This is a genomic window from Yimella sp. NH-Cas1, from assembly GCF_022359705.1.
GTDB lineage: Bacteria > Actinomycetota > Actinomycetes > Actinomycetales > Dermatophilaceae > Yimella > Yimella lutea.
Window position 1 is genome coordinate 1,673,550 of the sequence record NZ_JAKSGG010000003.1, and the last position, 14,251, is coordinate 1,687,800.

15 protein-coding genes are annotated in these 14,251 nt (G+C 67.8%); 6 read left to right on the forward strand and 9 right to left on the reverse strand.

Annotation, left to right across the window (positions count from 1 at the left end):
• Positions 1–64 precede the first annotated feature (64 nt).
• Positions 65–1,558: a serine hydrolase domain-containing protein gene (locus tag MF407_RS08415; RefSeq protein WP_239702015.1), complete on the forward strand. Its 1,494-nt coding sequence runs from the start codon at positions 65–67 to the stop codon at positions 1,556–1,558.
• A 64-nt stretch (positions 1,559–1,622) separates the two neighbouring features.
• Here the strand turns inward: MF407_RS08415 and erpA are convergent, their stop codons facing one another.
• The 5 genes from erpA to MF407_RS08440 all read right to left on the reverse strand — a co-directional run bounded on the left by erpA (position 1,623) and on the right by MF407_RS08440 (position 6,435).
• Positions 1,623–2,000, reverse strand: a complete 378-nt coding sequence (gene erpA, locus MF407_RS08420; RefSeq protein ID WP_129624032.1) for an iron-sulfur cluster insertion protein ErpA — start codon at positions 1,998–2,000, stop codon at positions 1,623–1,625.
• Between the two features lie 122 nt (positions 2,001–2,122).
• On the reverse strand, positions 2,123–3,202 hold the full coding sequence (locus MF407_RS08425; RefSeq protein WP_239702016.1) for a glycerate kinase: 1,080 nt from the start codon (positions 3,200–3,202) through the stop codon (positions 2,123–2,125).
• A gap of 46 nt (positions 3,203–3,248) precedes the next feature.
• The gene (locus tag MF407_RS08430; protein WP_239702017.1) at positions 3,249–3,938 is read right to left on the reverse strand and encodes a M50 family metallopeptidase; all 690 of its coding nucleotides are present in this window, start codon (positions 3,936–3,938) and stop codon (positions 3,249–3,251) included.
• A 63-nt stretch (positions 3,939–4,001) separates the two neighbouring features.
• Positions 4,002–5,090: a glutathione S-transferase C-terminal domain-containing protein gene (locus MF407_RS08435; RefSeq protein WP_129624035.1), complete on the reverse strand. Its 1,089-nt coding sequence runs from the start codon at positions 5,088–5,090 to the stop codon at positions 4,002–4,004.
• Positions 5,083–6,435, reverse strand: coding sequence for a dipeptidase (locus tag MF407_RS08440; RefSeq protein WP_255407400.1), 1,353 nt, complete (start codon positions 6,433–6,435; stop codon positions 5,083–5,085). Before MF407_RS08440 ends, MF407_RS08435 begins: the two co-directional genes overlap by 8 nt.
• Positions 6,436–6,546: 111 nt before the next feature.
• On the opposite strand from MF407_RS08440, the gene MF407_RS08445 reads away from it, so the two are divergent.
• Together MF407_RS08445 and MF407_RS08450 are read left to right on the forward strand one after the other, a co-directional pair.
• Complete coding sequence (locus MF407_RS08445; protein ID WP_239702018.1) at positions 6,547–7,143, forward strand: DUF3043 domain-containing protein; 597 nt, start codon at positions 6,547–6,549, stop codon at positions 7,141–7,143.
• A 76-nt stretch (positions 7,144–7,219) separates the two neighbouring features.
• Positions 7,220–8,047: an NAD(P)-dependent oxidoreductase gene (locus MF407_RS08450; RefSeq protein WP_129624036.1), complete on the forward strand. Its 828-nt coding sequence runs from the start codon at positions 7,220–7,222 to the stop codon at positions 8,045–8,047.
• Positions 8,048–8,121: 74 nt separating this feature from the next.
• On the opposite strand, the gene MF407_RS08455 is transcribed toward MF407_RS08450, so the two are convergent.
• Positions 8,122–8,310: a hypothetical protein gene (locus tag MF407_RS08455; RefSeq protein ID WP_129624037.1), complete on the reverse strand. Its 189-nt coding sequence runs from the start codon at positions 8,308–8,310 to the stop codon at positions 8,122–8,124.
• A 98-nt stretch (positions 8,311–8,408) separates the two neighbouring features.
• Here MF407_RS08455 and MF407_RS08460 point away from each other — a divergent pair, with 98 nt between their 5' ends.
• Positions 8,409–9,050 (forward strand): DUF937 domain-containing protein, encoded by a 642-nt coding sequence (locus MF407_RS08460; protein WP_239702019.1) that lies wholly within the window; start codon positions 8,409–8,411, stop codon positions 9,048–9,050.
• A 59-nt stretch (positions 9,051–9,109) separates the two neighbouring features.
• Here MF407_RS08460 and MF407_RS08465 read toward each other — a convergent pair whose 3' ends face one another.
• On the reverse strand, positions 9,110–10,258 hold the full coding sequence (locus tag MF407_RS08465; RefSeq protein ID WP_129624039.1) for an NADP-dependent malic enzyme: 1,149 nt from the start codon (positions 10,256–10,258) through the stop codon (positions 9,110–9,112).
• Between the two features lie 284 nt (positions 10,259–10,542).
• Between MF407_RS08465 and MF407_RS08470 the strand changes: the two genes are divergently transcribed.
• On the forward strand, positions 10,543–11,091 hold the full coding sequence (locus MF407_RS08470; RefSeq protein ID WP_129624040.1) for a bifunctional adenosylcobinamide kinase/adenosylcobinamide-phosphate guanylyltransferase: 549 nt from the start codon (positions 10,543–10,545) through the stop codon (positions 11,089–11,091).
• Between the two features lie 59 nt (positions 11,092–11,150).
• Here the strand turns inward: MF407_RS08470 and gcvT are convergent, their stop codons facing one another.
• Entirely contained in the window at positions 11,151–12,257 is a 1,107-nt protein-coding gene (gene gcvT, locus MF407_RS08475; RefSeq protein ID WP_129624041.1) for a glycine cleavage system aminomethyltransferase GcvT, read from the reverse strand.
• A gap of 103 nt (positions 12,258–12,360) precedes the next feature.
• Here gcvT and MF407_RS08480 point away from each other — a divergent pair, with 103 nt between their 5' ends.
• Entirely contained in the window at positions 12,361–13,857 is a 1,497-nt protein-coding gene (locus MF407_RS08480; protein WP_129624042.1) for a leucyl aminopeptidase, read from the forward strand.
• Between the two features lie 82 nt (positions 13,858–13,939).
• Here the strand turns inward: MF407_RS08480 and MF407_RS08485 are convergent, their stop codons facing one another.
• Positions 13,940–14,125, reverse strand: coding sequence for a DUF5302 domain-containing protein (locus MF407_RS08485; RefSeq protein ID WP_129624043.1), 186 nt, complete (start codon positions 14,123–14,125; stop codon positions 13,940–13,942).
• Between the last annotated feature and the right edge of the window lie 126 nt (positions 14,126–14,251).

Below are 14,251 nucleotides of genomic sequence, written 5' to 3' on the forward strand. Positions count from 1 at the left end.
ACCGGCCGGCCCATTCGTGATGAGAATCCGGGCGTGGACAGGCTGGTCTGGATAGCGTGGGCGCGTGACTCACGCGATTGCCTTCCCCACCGCACCACCGTCGTCCGTCGGGGTCGACGCCGCCGGGATCCACAGGTTCGTGGACGCCACCGAACGGGCCGGTTGCGACCTGCACTCGCTGATGATCGCGCGTGAAGGAAAGTTGATCGCGCAGGGGCACTGGTCGCCCTACACCGCCGACCGCGTCCATCTCCTCTACTCCTGCAGCAAGATGTTCACCGCCACCGCGGTCGGCCTGCTGGTCGACGCGGGCGAACTCGACCTGCGTGATCGAGTGCTGGAGAAGTTGCCGTGGTGGTTGCTCAAGACCGACCGATCACGGATCGACCCGGCGTGGTTCGACGTCACGATCGCGCACTGTCTGTCGATGACGGTGGGTCACGACGACGATGCCTGGCGCCGCGGCACCGAAGGCGCGTTCGCCGCCGACGGGAAGTCGGCGGACGTCGACTGGATCGACCTGATCCTGCGTACCCGACTCGACCACGAACCGGGGTCTACCTTCGCCTACAACCAGGTCGCCACCTACCTGCTGTCGCGCGTCGTGGCCCACGTCAGCGGCGAGGGCCTGCTGCCGTACCTGCGTCCTCGGCTGCTCGATCCACTCGGCATCGGCCGGGTCATCACACAGACGGATGCTGCCGGAAATGCCTTGGGGTTCACCGGAATTCACGCGGCGACCGATGCGCTGCTCAAGCTCGCTCAGCTCTACCTCGACGAGGGCGTCTGGCGCGGGGATCGGATCCTGTCGGCTGACTGGGTGCGCCGCGCACGAGTGCCGTTCGGGCCGTCCAACCGTGATCCGCAGGCCGACCCGGACTGGGATCAGGGCTACGGGTTCGGCCTGTGGTGCGCCCGGCACGGCTATCGCGGTGACGGTGCGTTCGGGCAGTTCGCGATCGTTCTTCCCCAGCAACGGACGGTGGTCGCCATGACGGCCGAGACGGTTGACATGCAGCGCATCCTCGACCTGCTGTGGGAGCACGTGCTGCCGGCGATCGACCGCCCCGGCGATCCGGAGGCGGATGCGACGCTTGCCGATCGACTGTCGACCCTGACACTCGACATTGACGAAGTGGATCCGTTCGACGCACCCGCCGGCGAACACCGCTGGGTCCGAGCCGAACTCATCGGCGCGCAGGTCGATCCGTATTCGGGTGCGGGACGGTTCCCTGAGCACTGGAGCGACGCGACGGTGAGCGTGGCGGACGGCCGGACCACCGTCGCGCTGGAGGCACCTGTCGGCGCCTTCGAACTCACCGTCACTGCGGACACCTGGACGCAGACGACGTGGACCTTCCCGCACGGCGCGTCGATGCCCGTGCTGGCACGCGGTGGGTGGCAGACGCCGACCCGATTCGTCGCCGATGTGATCGCGATCGAATCGCCGCACCGCTTCCGGTTCGTCGCGGATGCCGAAACAGGCACGTTCGACCTCGGGTGGCGCCTGCCACCGCTCACCGGTACCGAACCCGCGTTGCTCCCGCCGAGGATGTGAGAAAACGACCGAGCCCCGGACACCGCGAGGGTGTCCGGGGCTCGATGCTTGCTGTGGAAGCGGCTCAGCTGAAGGAGTCACCGCACGCGCAGCTGCTGCCGGCGTTCGGGTTGTCGATCGTGAAGCCCTGCTTCTCGATGGTGTCGGCGAAGTCGATCGTCGCACCCAGCAGGTACGGCGAGCTCATCCGGTCGACGACGACCTCGACACCGCCGAAGTCGCGCACGAGATCACCGTCGAGGGTGCGCTCGTCGAAGTACAGCTGGTAGATCAGGCCGGAGCAGCCGCCGGGCTGCACGCCGACACGGAGGCGCAGGTCGTCGCGACCCTCCTGTTCGAGCAGGCTCTTCACCTTGGCCGCGGCGACATCGGTCAGCTCCACACCGTGCGTTTCCGTCTGCGTGTCGGTCTGGGCCTCGGTCGCATTGCTGTCGATGCTCATGTCTCACATTTCCTTTGCGGGCGAGTGCATTCGGGCTGAACCGCCGGTTTCGGCGCCGGTCCAGGCGTCCGGGGTGTGTAACGAGAAGGTCGGCCAGAATCTTCCCGTTCGTTCGGACGTACCTAGGGTACGTCGGTTCTCGGGGGTGGTGTCCACGTGCCCGCCACTCGGCGAGCCAGACCCGGCAGTGATTCGGCGAGCTCGGCCGCCGACACGGGTACGGGACGCATCCAGCCGGACTTGTTGACCGAGTACGCACCTTGGACACCGAGCGACATCTGTTCCCGGCGGCCGACATGTACCTCGTCTGCGAGCACCACGGCCGGGGTCGCTGCCGTAGCGGCGGCCGAGGTCACCTCGGCCAGCACGCTGTGTTCGAGCACCCGCCAGTCGAAGACCTGGGTCGCTGTGACCACGAGGTCACAGTGCGTGATCTTCTCGGCGAGGCCGGTCTGCCCCGCGACGTAGGTAGGACCGGCGACCAGCTGTGCGCCCAGCGCGAACAACAGGAAACCCAAACCACCGGCCGCACCGGCCCCCCGCTCCTTCTCCGGGCGAATCGGCCTGCCCTGCAACAGGTCTCGCCGTGCGGGTATTGCCGCGCGGACGACGTCCAGCCACTCGCCCATCGCCTGCTCGGCGGCTTGGGCGTCGGTCTTGTCGAGTCCCAGTTCCGCTATAGCCGGGTAACACGCCCCGTGGAAGCCGAGCAGTTGCCGGTCTGTGTTCGCGACGGCGGTGACCGTCGTGTCGGCGAGCAACTCACGGGCCCGGCGCACACCGTCCGCGTCCGCCGACCCGGCAAGAGCCCGAACGAATCCGCGGCCGCCGTCGAGACTGCGAACACCGCCGAGTCCGATGACCAGCGTCCGCACGCCGTCGGCGAGCAGCGAGGCCACCGCAGCACCGAGCGGCGCGGAGTCTTCTCCCCCGGCAGCCTCCGCCTCGGCCGAGTCGATCCAGGCTCGCGAGCGGTCCGCAGACAGGAAGGCCGCAACCGCGGCTGCCTCGGCGTCGACCACGATCGGTTGTGCGTGCTGCGCGGAGCCGAGCACCTGGGCTGTTCCGATGCCGCCGTCCGCCTGCGGTGCGGTCACTACCTCGACGTGTGGGCTCGCCTCTCGCCAGGCGTTGGCGATCGCCGATGCAGCCTCACCCGCTCCGAGCCGGCCGAACGGTCCGGGTGCCACGAGTACTCGCATGACCGCTATTCCACCGCACGGCAGAGCCGACCGTTCAACGGGTGACTCAGGCGGTCAACCGCAGACCGCCGACGACGCCGGTCGCCACGGTCACCAGCAGCATCAGCGTCCACCAGATGACAGCGGGAACGGGCGTGATCGCGGCGAGTTGGTCGACGTCGGTGCGGCTACGGTCGCGTCGGCGCGCCTTCCACAGGCCGACCATCCCCCAGGGTCCGCTGAGCAGCAGGAACCAGGCCAGGGTGCCCGTCACCGTCGACCGCACGAGGTCCGTGCCGAACCAGGTGATCAACCCGAGCCCGACGCCGAACGCGAGCACCACCCACAGGCCGTGCAGGTTGCGTATCTGCAGCAGGATCGCTGCACAGAGCAGGACCACACCCCACAGGTAGGCGTTCGACCATCCGTTCGGCACCGCGTACGCGCCGGCAAGCCCGACCAGGCCAGGGGTCACATATCCGGCGAAGAGGGTGGCGACCATGCCCGCGCCGGACGGACGGCCGCGGGAGACCGAGACGCCCGAGGCGTCGGAGTGCAGGCGGATGCCGTGCAGAGATCGCCCCGCGGCGATCGCGACGAACGCGTGACCGCCCTCGTGCATCAGGGTCACCAGGTGACGGGTCAGGGCAGAGACCTCCCGCACCAGCAACGCCGCCAGCGCCACCGCGGCGCACACGAGAAGGATCGTGCGGTCGGGCGGCGTCGTGGCGGCGATCCGGTCGAGAAGGTCGTTCACGAACCGCTCAACGTCGATGAATCGCGTTGAGTGCCGATGTGATCCGACTGTGGGTCAGCTGTGTCAGGCCCCCGGGGTTCGCACCAGGAGCTGTCCGTCGTCACCCAGCAACGGGTTGTGCGCCACCGGCACGCGCTCCGCAACAGGCACCTCACCCGGGGCGGTGCCTTCGCCGTACGGGCTGCCACCGAGTCCTTCGCGGCCGTGCGGCTCGCCCCAGCCGAGCAGGTTCGGCCCCTTGGGGACGATGCCCGTCGGGTTCACGTCGTTGTGCACCACGTAGTAGTGCTGCTTGATCTGCTGGAAGTCGACGGTGTCGCCGAAACCGGGCGTCTGGAACAGGTCGCGCGCGTATGCCCACAGGATCGGCATCTCGGTCAGTTTCTGTCGGTTGCACTTGAAATGGCCGTGGTAGACGGGGTCGAAGCGGACCAGCGTGGTGAACAGCCGGACGTCGGCCTCGGTGATCGTGTCGCCCATCAGGTACCGCTGGTCCGCCAGGCGCTCGCTGACCCAGTCCAGGGCGGTGAACAGCCGGTCGTACGCTTCCTCGTACGAGCTCTGCTCCCCCGCGAATCCGCACCGGTACACACCGTTGTTGATCTCGGTGTAGATGCGCCGCATCACCGGCTCCATCTCTTCGCGCAGCGCCTCGGGGTAAAGGTCGGGCGCACCCTCGCGGTGGTACTGCGTCCACTCGGTGGAGAAGTCGAGCGTCATCGGCGGGAAGTCGTTGGTGACGACCTTGCCGGACTCAATCTCGACCATTGCGGGGACGGTGATGCCGCGCGGGTAGCCGGGCTCGCGCTTGTCGTACGCGTCCTTGAGCTTGGGAATGCCCAGGACCGGGTCGACCTGACCTTCGTCGAGGTCGAAGGTCCAGCTGTCGGAGTCGTGGGTCGGGCCGGTCAGACCCATCGACAGCACGTCCTCCAGACCGACCAACCGCCGCACGATGATGGTCCGGTTCGCCCACGGGCAGGCGCGCGCGGCGACCAGGCGGTAGCGGCCGGGTTCGACCGGCCACACCTCGACGCCCGCGTCCTTGATCTCACGGGCGAGGTCACTGTCGGTGTCGGCCAGGATGCGGTCGCCGATGTAGCGGGTGTCCCGCTCGTAGGTGCTCTCGATGTATCCCTTGCGTTCAGTCATCACGACCTCCAAGTCGTTCCAGCAACAAAGCTTCGGCCAGGCAGACGCGTTCGAACTCGCCCAGGTGCAGCGACTCGTTGGCTCCGTGGGCACGCGAGTCGGGATCCTCGACGCCGGTCACCAGGATCGCCGCATCCGGGAACTTCTCGGCGAACGCGGCCACGAACGGGATCGATCCGCCGACCCCGATGTCTACCGGCTCCTGTCCGTCCCACGCGTCCTGGAACGAACTGCGGGCGATGTCGTAGATCGGCCCCTGCGCGTCCGCGGCGAAACCGGCGCCCTCGTCGTCCAGGCTCACCTCGACGACCGCGCCCCAGGGCGTCGTCTTCTCGATGTGCTGTCGCAGCAGGTCATAGGCGTGCCGCGGGTCCTCGTCGGCCGCCAGGCGCATCGAGACCTTGGCGCGCGCCGACGGCACGAGCGTGTTGGACGCGGTGTCGACGGACGGCGCGTCGATGCCGATCGTGGTGATGCTTGGTTTGGTCCACAGCCTCGACAGGATCGAGTCCGAACCGATCGGCGAGACCGTGTCGAGCAGACCGCTCTCGGCTCGCAGACGAGCCTCGTCGTAATCGAGTTCGGCGGCCAGCCCCTGCGAAAGTCCTTGCACCGCAACGTTTCCTTGGTCGTCGTGCAACCCGGCAAGGATACGGACGAGCGCGGTGATCGCGTCCGGGACGGCACCGCCGTACATACCGGAGTGGATCGCGTGGTCGAGGGTCTCGACCTGGATCGCGACACGGACCATCCCGCGCAGGGTGGTGGTGAGGGCCGGGACACCGACCTCCCAGTTGGTTGAGTCGGCGAGCACGATCGCGTCGGCGCGCAGCAGGTCGCCATGCTTGTCGAGGATCGTCGCGAGCGAGTCGGAGCCGATCTCCTCCTCACCCTCGACGAACACGTTGACCCCCACCGGCGGCTTGCCGTCGTGGGCGCGGATCGCGGCGAGGTGCGCCATCACGCCGGCCTTGTCGTCGGCTGCACCACGGCCGAACAGACGTCCGTCACGTTCGGTCGGCTCGAACGGCGCAGTATCCCAGTCCTTGTCGTCACCGGGTGGCTGGACGTCGTGGTGGGCGTACAGGGTGATGGTCGGAGCGCCTTCGGGTGCGGCCAGCCGTCCGATGACCGCCGGACGCCCACCCTCGCGGACGATCTGCACCTCCAACCCCTCGGCTCTGAGCAGATCGGCGACGGCGTCCGCGCTCTTTTCGACCTGCGCCTGGTCGAAGGAATCGAGCGAGACGCTCGGGATGCGGGTCAGGGCTTCGAGATCGGCACGCACCTGCGGCATGAGTTCTCGGACGCGGTCACGCAGGGATTCGACTCGATCAGTGGTCACCCTTCCACCGTATCCGCCCGGAAGTCCGCGGTCCGGCGAGGTCAGCGCCACGAACCTGGACTTGCGGGTGTGGTCGGGCGCATCGTCGAACGCACCGTAAGATCGTGGATTGTGTTCGGCCGTAAGAAGGAATCCCAGCAGCCCACCGTCGAGGATCACGAGATCCGGGAGTCGGTGAGCGAGAACGGCGTCCCCGGCAAGAAGGGCCGGCCGACCCCGAAGCGCCGCGATCAGCAGGCCGCCCGCCGTCAGCCGTTGGTACCGGCCGACCGTGATGCCGCCAAGAAGAACGCCAAACAGGAAGCACGCCTCGAGCGGATGAGGCAGAAGGACGCGTTCGCCCGCGGCGAAGAGAGCGCACTGCCCAAGCGCGACCGTGGTCCGATCAAACGGTTCATCCGCGACACGGTCGACAGCCGCTGGAACATCGGCGAAATCCTGCTCCCGCTCATGCTGATCGTGCTGGTGATGACGGTCATCCCGAACCGCAACTTCCAGATCGCCTCGCTGATCCTGGTCTGGCTGGTCATCGTGGTCGGCATCGTCGACTGCGTCCTGTTGTGGCTGCGCCTGAAGAAGAAGATCCGTGCCCGGTTCGGCGAGGACCCGCCGAAGGGTTCGAAGTCCTACGCGATCATGCGCGCTTTCCAGATGCGCCTGTCGCGCATGCCGCGCCCGCAGGTCAAGCGCGGCGAAGCTCCCCGCTGAGTCCGAGCCTCCGGCCGGGCGGACATTTGTTGAACCGAGTTCTCGAAGAGAACCGCTGAACGCCAAGGAGACTCACATGGCAAGCACCACCATCGCCGGACGCACCATCCTGATGTCCGGCGGTAGCCGCGGCATCGGGCTCGCGATCGCACTGCGGGCAGCGCAGGACGGCGCGAACGTCGTCCTGCTGGCCAAGACCGACCAACCGCACCCCAAACTCGAGGGCACCGTTCACACCGCTGCCGCCGAGATCGAGGCGGCCGGTGGCCAGGCGTTGGCGGTCGTGGGCGACGTCCGCGACGAGAACTCCGTCCGATCGGCCGTCGAGCAGGCGGTGTCGCGGTTCGGCGGCATCGACATCGTCGTCAACAACGCGAGCGCCATCGACCTGTCACCGGTGAGTTCGTTGCCGATGAAGAAGTTCGATCTCATGCACCAGATCAATGCTCGCGGCTCATACCTGCTCGCAGCCGCGGCGCTCCCCCAACTTCAGCGCTCCGAGCACGCCCACATCCTGACCCTCTCGCCGCCGATCAACCTCGACCCGAAGTGGGCCGGGCGGCACCTCGGCTACACGATGGCGAAGTACGGCATGAGCCTGGTGACCCTCGGCCTGGCCGAGGAACTGCGCGGCGCCGGGATCGCGGCGAACAGCCTGTGGCCGCGCACCCTCATCGCAACTGCAGCCGTCCAGAACCTGCTCGGCGGCGACGAGGCGATGACCAAGAGCCGCTCCCCGCAGATCGTCGCCGACGCCGCACACGCGATCCTGGTGCGCGACCCGCGCGAGTGCACCGGCAACTTCTTCATCGATGAAGAGGTGTTGCGCGAGGAGGGCGTCACCGACCTGCTGCAGTACGGCGGCACCGACGACCAGCTCGAGCTGGACATCTTCCTCGACTGATCAGGCGCGCGGGGTCTCGGGATCTACGGGCGTCCTGACGCGCGCGGATCTCGATACCCCTGGCGTCTGGGTAATCAGTTCTGCGACAACGGCATCGGGCCGTACACGTCGAACTCACCCTGCCGCAGGGTGACCGCGGTGACGCCTTGGTCGGCGAGTTCCTGCCAACTCTCCGACAGCCACGCCTCGGCCTCGGCCTGCGTCGGAAAGGCGGCGGATGCGTCCTGCTCGCCACCGGTGTAGGTCCACGTCCATTCGTTCATGAATCGACCGTAAACGTTCGCGCTACCCACACGGGTGGCAGCGCACTAGGGTTGCTCGGAACGTCGTCGACGGCGACGACACCGGACCAGGAGTTTCCATGGACGCACGCCAGGACATCCTCTCCCAGCTCCCGATGGACCGCCTCGCGCAGCAGATCGGCGCCGATGAGGCGAGCACCCGTCAGGCGGCCGAGCAACTGATCCCCACCCTTCTCGGTGGCATGCAGGTCAACGCCCAGGACGAACGCGGCGCACAGTCATTGCTCGATGCCCTCGGCGAGCACCAGGGCACTACTCCCTCACTGGACGCCGTGGACCCGCGCGAGGGTCAGAAGATCGTCAGCCACGTCTTCGGTCCGAACCAGGACGAGGTAGCCAACCGCCTCGGCGGGCTCGAGGGTGGGGCGAGCAGCGACCTGATCAAGAAGCTGCTGCCGATCCTCGCGCCGATCGTGCTGAACTACATCGCCGGCAAGGTGCTCGGCGGAGGTGGACTCGGAGGTGGACTCGGAGGTGGACTCGGCGGCGGACTCGGCGGCGGTCAGCCCGCACCGCAGCAGCCGGGTCAGTCCGCACCGGACGCGGGTCAGAGCCAACCGGGTGGTGGCGGACTCGCCGACATCCTCGGCAGCATCCTGGGCGGCATGGCCGGCGGACAGGGCGGTCAGGCCGGCGGGTCGAGCCTGCCGGGCGGACTCGGCGACATCCTGGGCGATCTCCTCGGCGGCGGACGCCGCTAGAACCCCACACATGCAAAATCCGGGTGAGCCGCTGAGGCTCACCCGGATTTCGTTGTGTCTCAAGCCAGGTCGGCGACGGCCTTGGCGACTGTCGGGGCGACGCGGTCATCGAACGCACTCGGCACGATCTCGGTCGCGGACGGCTCGTCCACCAAGGACGCGATCGCTTCTGCCGCAGCGATCTTCATCGCCTCGGTGATCTGCGGAGCCCCGGAGTCGAGCGCGCCGCGGAACAGTCCCGGGAACGCGAGCACGTTGTTGATCTGATTCGGGAAGTCCGACCGGCCGGTGGCGACGACCGCTGCGTACTTCTGCGCGACCGTCGGGTGCACCTCGGGATCGGGGTTGGCGAGCGCGAAGATGATGCAGTTGTCGGCCATCTTGGCCACGTCCGACTCCGGCACAGTGCCACCGGAGACGCCGACGTAGACGTCCGCGTCGAGCAGGGCGTCGCCGAGCTTGCCGCGCAACCCGAGGGGGTTGGTCGTCGCGGCGAGCTTGCGCTTGATGTCGGTGAGGTCGGTGCGCTGCGGCTCGATGATCCCGCGCGAGTCGCACACCACGAGGTCGTCGATGCCGGCCCGCCGGAAGATGTTCGCGATCGCGACACCGGCCGCGCCCGCACCACCGATGACGACGCGCAGACTCGACAGTTCGCGTCCGACGACCTTCGCGGCATTGATCAGCGCAGCCAACGCGACGATCGCGGTGCCGTGCTGGTCGTCGTGGAACACCGGGATGTCCAGGCGCTCCTTGAGCTGGCGCTCGATCTCGAAGCAGCGAGGCGCCGAGATGTCCTCGAGGTTGATGCCGCCGTAGGTCGGTGCCAGGCGGACGACGGCCTCGACGATCTCCTCGACGGTGCCCGTCTCCAGACATACCGGCACGGAGTCGACGTTCGCGAAGTGCTTGAACAACACCGCCTTGCCCTCCATCACCGGCAGGGCCGCGACCGGCCCGATGTCACCGAGACCCAGCACCGCGGTGCCGTCGGTGACGACCGCGACGGTGTTGCGTCGCGTCGTGTACTCGAACGACAACTGCGGGTCCTGGGCGATGGCGCGGCACACGTCGGCAACGCCGGGGGTGTACAGCAGAGCAAGGTCCTTGCGGTCACGCAAGGGCTTGCTCGGAACGGACTCCAGCTTGCCGCCCTCGTGGGCGGCGAACACGGGTCCAGAGGTATCGGGGCGTGAGGGATGAGTCATAGCAGACAAAGGTCTCCACCTTCGAAGATCGGCTCGTCGATGAGCACCGGCTTGGGAGCCGGACTGTTGAGCGGTCGATCGCCGGGGTGGCGGCGCACTTCCGTGAGATTCGAAACGCGAGGTTGGCCCGCGTACGTCCCGTCAGTGTTTCACAGGGATGCCCGAGCTGTCAGTCGGGACACGACATATACCCGCGTGCTGACGCAGGCCTTTGCCGGAGGCTGCACCACCGGAAGTACCCTGTACGACGCAGCCCGCGACCGGTGCACTCAGGAGGGGAACGAATGACGACCACACTCGTACTCGGCGGAACGCGCAGCGGCAAGGCCCAGTACGCGCGGCGTTTCCTACCTGCGGACGGGGCGGTCACCGTCATCAACGCCGGCGGCGAGGCAGCACGTTCGGGACGGGCGGCGCATATCCACGGTCCGCGCGAACAGGTGCACGTGAGCGACTCCTGGAACGTCACCGACTCCCTCGACGTCACCCGAGCGATCCTGCGCACCCGCAACCCGGTACTCGTCGACTGCCTGGGCACCTGGGTGGTCGGTCTGCTCAACGAGTGGCAGACCTGGGACGACCCGCAGCAATCACTCGAACGGATCGAGCAGGCTGCGTACGAGTTGGCCGCGCTCTGGTCGGACGCCCCGTACGACGCCGTCGCCGTCTCGCACGAGGTCGGTTTCTCGCCGCTGTCGCCCGACCCGCAGGCCCGCGTCTACCAGGAGTGCCTCGGTCGGGTGAACACCATCATCAGCCAGGCCAGCCGGCGAACGCATGTGGTGATCGCCGGACGCGTCCTTGACCTGTCGGACGCTCCCGCCATCCACTGACCTCCCGAAAAAATCCGCGCACCCGGTTGCGGGTGCGCGGATTTCTCGTACTGACGTGCTCAGTCGGTCTCGACCTGGACGAACGGCGGCTTGACCACCTTCGCCTCGACGCCGCGGCCGCGGACGTCGATGGTGACCTGGGTGCCCTCGGTGATGTCGCGGTCGAGCAACGCGAGCGCGATGCCTTGCTTCAGCGTCGGTGACATCGTGCCGGAGGTGACCTCACCGATGACCTTCCCGTCGGAATCCTTCACCTCGCAGTGCGCACGCGGGATGCCGCGGCCGGTGACCAGCAGACCCCAGGTGAGGCGGTAGTCCTTCGCGGCCTTCTGCTTCTCGAGCACGTCCTTGCCCCAGAACGCGTCCTTCTTCCACCCGACGGCCCAGCCGGAGCGCGCCATGTTGGGGGTGATGTCCATCGACAGATCGTTGCCGTGCAGCGGGTACCCCATCTCGGTGCGCAGCGTGTCGCGGGCGCCGAGCCCGCACGGCAGACCACCGAACGGCTCCATCGCCTCGACGAGGGCGTCCCAGACGGCGGGAGTGTCCTGCCAGCGCGGGACGAGTTCGAAGCCCTTCTCGCCGGTGTATCCGGAACGCAGCACGATGACGGGCTTGCCGTTCCAGTCGGCCTCGGCGAACGACATGTACTCCAGGTCGGTCGGCAGGCCGAGCGCCTCGACGACCTCGAACGACTTGGGACCCTGGACGGCGATGACGCCGTACTCGGTGTGCTGGTCGGTGACCGTGACGCCTTCGGGCAGCTTCTCGTTCAAACGGCGCACGACCTCGGCGGTGTTGGCCGCGTTCGGGACCAGAAAAACCTCGTCGTCGCTGCGCAGATACTGGATGAGGTCATCGACCACGCCGCCGGTCTCCTCGTCGCAGCACATCGTGTACTGGGCCTTCGGCGGGGAGATCTTGCGCAGATCGTTGGTGAAGCAACTGTTGACGAAGTCGGCCGCGCCGGGACCCTTCACCAGCGCCTTGCCGAGGTGGCTGACGTCGAAGATGCCGACGGCCTCACGGACCGCGGTGTGCTCGCGCAGCACTCCGCCGCCGGGATACTCGATCGGCATCTGCCAGCCACCGAAGTCGGCCATCTTCGCGCCGAGCGCCTGGTGGCGGTCGTGCAACGGGGAAGCTTTCAAGGATGCGTCACTCATGGGGCGAACCTACCGGTGGTTCGCCCGCGTATTGTCGCGGGTGGGCAACCGAGCAGTACGCCGACAACACCACCGTAGAAGTACTCCGAGAGGACACTCACCCGTGACCACAGTGACCCTGACCGACCGTCCCGCCGACAAGGTCTCGGCGCCCGTCCTGGTCGTGATGACCCTCGCCGTCGACGGCAAGGCGAGCGTTTCCGGCGCGAACCTCGACCCGGCGGTGGCCGAGTCCGTGAACCAGGCGCTCTCCGTCCTCGGCGCCTCCGGTACGGCCGACGAGATCGTGAAGCTGACCGGCATCGCCGGCACGAGCGGGTACGTCGTCGCAGCCGGGTCCGGTCTCGACCACGAGCCGGTCGACACCGACGTCGAGGCGGTCCGTCGCGCCGCCGGTTCGGCCGCTCGCGCCCTGCCGGACGTGGCCCACGCGTCCTTCGGTTTCCCCAGTGACACCGCGGCGCTGACGGTCGCGGCCGTCGAGGGTCTGCGCTTCGGCGCCTACGAGTACACCTCCTACCGCGCCACCGGCGCCAAGCCCAAGCCGCTGGCGAAGGCGTCCGTGTCCTCGTCGGTCGCGAAGGCGTCCACCACCAAGACCGGGGTGAAGCGCGCACAGATCCTCGCCGACGAGCAGGCCTGGGCCCGCGACCTGGTCAACATGCCCCCGCTCGACCTCTACCCGGCCTCCTTCGCGGCCGAGGCCAAGCGGCACTTCGCCGGCACCGAGGTCAAGGTGCAGGTGCTGGACGAGAAGGCGCTCGCCCGTCAGAACTGCGGCGGCCTGGTCGGTGTCGGACGCGGTTCGTCGCGTCCGCCGCGCCTGGTCACCCTCACCTACAAGCCGGCCAAGGCCAAGGCGCACATCGCGCTCGTCGGCAAGGGCATCACGTTCGACAGCGGTGGCCTGTGCATCAAGCCGGCGACCGGCATGGTGACGATGAAATGCGACATGGCGGGAGCCGCATCGGTGGCTGCGGCGACCGCTGCGATCGCGGCGCTCGGTCTGCCGATCGCGGTCACCACCTACCTGTGCCTCGCCGAGAACCTCACCGGCTCGGACGCCCAGCGCCCTGGTGACGTCGTGACCATGCCGAACGGCAAGACCGTCGAGATCATCAACACCGACGCCGAAGGCCGCCTGGTCATGGCCGACGGTCTGTGCTTCGCCTCGAAGGCCGACCCCGACCTGGTCGTCGATGTCGCGACCCTCACCGGCGCCGCCGTCCTGTCGCTCGGTCCGCGCACCACGGCCGTCCTGTCCAACGTCGACGGCGTGCGGGACGAGGTGTTGAACGCTGCCGCCACCGCCGGTGAGGCGATGTGGCCGATCCCGCTGCTGGACGAACTGCGTCCGCCGATGAAGTCGAACGTCGCCGACGTGAAGCACACCGGCGAGCGCATGGGCGGGATGATCACCGCCGCGTTGTTCCTGCGCGAGTTCGTCGGTGACGACACGTCCGGCGCGCAGCTGCCATGGGCTCACCTCGACATCGCCGGTCCGGCGTACAACGAGGCGGGCGCCTACGGCTACACCCCCGTCGGAGCCACCGGACACAGCGTCCGCACGCTGGTGGCGCTGGCCGAGGGACGCGCCTGATCGCTGTTTTCCGAACGACGAAGGACGCGCCACGGACATCCGTGGCGCGTCCTTCCTTGTTTCGGCCTGTTTGCCCGGTCTGTCAGCCGCCGGACTTGCGGCGGAACATCTGCTGCGTCCCCGAGGTCTCGGCGTCGTGCGTGCCGGCAACCTTGGAGTGCGCCGAGTGATCGGACACGTCCCGTCCGCCGTGCGCCTTCTTCTTGTCGAGGGCCTCGCGGAACTTCGCCTTCATCTCATCGCTGGGTGACGGCTTGTCGCCTGACATGTCCACTCCTTCTGCTCGGCTGGAAGACCATCGCGCAAGGTCTCCCGTGTCGGAACACTCTCGCACGGACGTGGCACCCGTTCCAGTGATTACTCTCCAGTTGACAACCACCTGTTCGGCGAATTC